Annotated in this window: 1 protein-coding gene; it reads left to right on the plus strand. The window is 63.2% G+C overall.

Going from position 1 to position 1,914, the window contains the following annotated elements; all coding sequences use genetic code 11:
- The first annotated feature begins 361 nt into the window (after nucleotides 1–361).
- On the plus strand, nucleotides 362–1,897 hold the full coding sequence (gene ltrA, locus GPL20_RS38460) for a group II intron reverse transcriptase/maturase (protein WP_157337931.1): 1,536 nt from the start codon (nucleotides 362–364) through the stop codon (nucleotides 1,895–1,897).
- The last annotated feature ends 17 nt before the right edge of the window (nucleotides 1,898–1,914 follow it).

Here is a 1,914-nt window from a genome sequence, read left to right on the forward strand (position 1 = left end):
TTGCTTGTGCGCCAGGCAAGCTGGCGTGGTCCAACCGGTGGAAGTCCGGTCCGGGTAAGCGGTAGCGAGCGCCCGGTAGTGAGTGTTGCGTGGCCGTCGGCAACGGCGGCTGCGAAGCGTACACAACGATGCTGTGGGGTGGGCTATTGAGCCGCGAAAGACAGAAACTCGCAGAGGCCGAGCCGGTAAGCAACGTCGAAGGCAACATGTGCGGCGCCGTTATGCGAGGCGCTGACGCTCTGCCGTGGTCGAAGACCCCATCACGCAGCAAAGGACCGCGTCGGAACCTGGGAGGTCCCGCATCTGACCGATGGCAACATGCCCCCAAGGTCCGCATCGGGAAGGCGAGGAGCCAAAGCCGATGACGAACGGATGCGGGAAGTCGGACGCGGCCGTAGTAGCGTCGAAGCCTGCGAACGAAGCGGAGCGATCCGCGGAGGAGTTGGTGGAGCGAAGGGCCGCGACCAAGGGGAATGCGGACCAGCAAAGCACGCCCCGGACGCCGAGCCGGACAAGCGTGACACAGGCGTTGGAACGCATACGGCGAACTGCAAGGGAAAGGAAGAAGGAGAGGTTCACTGCGCTGCTTCACCACATCACGCCTGAACTGCTCGAGGCGGAGTTCTTCGCGCTGAAGAAGCATGCCGCGCCGGGTGTGGACGGAATGATGTGGCGGGACTACGAGCAAGACCTCAAGGCCAATCTTGAGGACCTGCATGCTCGTGTTCACCGGGGAGCGTACCGGCCGCAGCCGTCGCGGCGGGTCCATATCCCGAAGCAGGATGGGCGGCAGCGACCGCTGGCGATTGCGTCCCTCGAGGACAAGATCGTTCAGCGGGCAACCGCTACGGTGCTCAACGCGATCTACGAGGAGGACTTCCTCGGGTTCTCGTATGGGTTCCGGCCCGGGCGCAGCGCGCACGATGCGATGGATGCGCTGCTGGTCGGAATCGAGAGCCGGCGGGTGAACTTCATTGTTGACGCCGATATCCGCTCGTTCTTCGACATGGTGGACCAGGAATGGCTCATCCGCTTCGTCGAACATCGGACCGGCGACCAGCGTATCATCCGTCTGATCCGCAAATGGCTCAAGGCGGGTGTTCTCGAAGAAGGAACGGTCAGGGTCAGCGAACAGGGGACGGCACAAGGGGCGGTGATCTCGCCGCTGCTTGCCAACATCTACCTGCACTATGCCCTCGATCTGTGGGCCGAACGCTTCAGACGGCGCGAGGCCGCGGGCGACATGATCATCGTGCGCTACGCTGACGACTTCATCGTCGGCTTCGAGCATGAGAATGAGGCCCGGCACTTCCTCGAAGAATTGCGCAAACGGCTGCAGGAGTTCGCGCTGTCACTGCACCCTGAGAAAACCCGGCTGATCGAGTTCGGACGTCATGCGGAGGACAACCGCAGGCGGCGCGGGCTCGGCAAGCCGGAGACCTTCAACTTCCTCGGCTTCACCTTCATCTGCAGCCGATCCAAGCAAGGCAAGTTCCAGATCAGGCGCAAGTCTCGCAAAGACCGCATGCGGGCGAAACTGCAAGCCGTGAAGCAGGGAATGCGACGGCGTATGCACCAGTCGGTGCTCGAACAGGGCAAATGGCTGCGGCAGGTCGTTACCGGGTACTTCAACTACCACGCGGTACCGACCAACAGCCGAGCGCTCAGCGCCTTCCGCTACTTCGTCACCGAACAATGGAGGCGGATGCTTCGGCGCCGCAGCCAGATTGACGGGACCACGTGGCAGCGGGTCGCGCGGCTTGCCTCCGACTTGCTCCCCAAGCCACAAATCCTCCATCCTTGGCCCCGAACACGCTTCACCGCTACTCACCCGAGGTGGGAGCCGTATGCGGGAAAGCCGCACGTACGGATCTGTGCGGGGGGCGCCCAGCAATGAGCGTCCCTACCGCGACC

The sequence above is a fragment of the Bradyrhizobium cajani genome, assembly GCF_009759665.1.
Lineage (GTDB): Bacteria > Pseudomonadota > Alphaproteobacteria > Rhizobiales > Xanthobacteraceae > Bradyrhizobium > Bradyrhizobium cajani.

What these genes read in the sequence shown, in the direction of transcription:
- ltrA (WP_157337931.1), top strand. Translation starts at nt 362, where the DNA reads ATGACGAACGGATGCGGGAAGTCGGACGCGGCCGTAGTAGCGTCGAAG.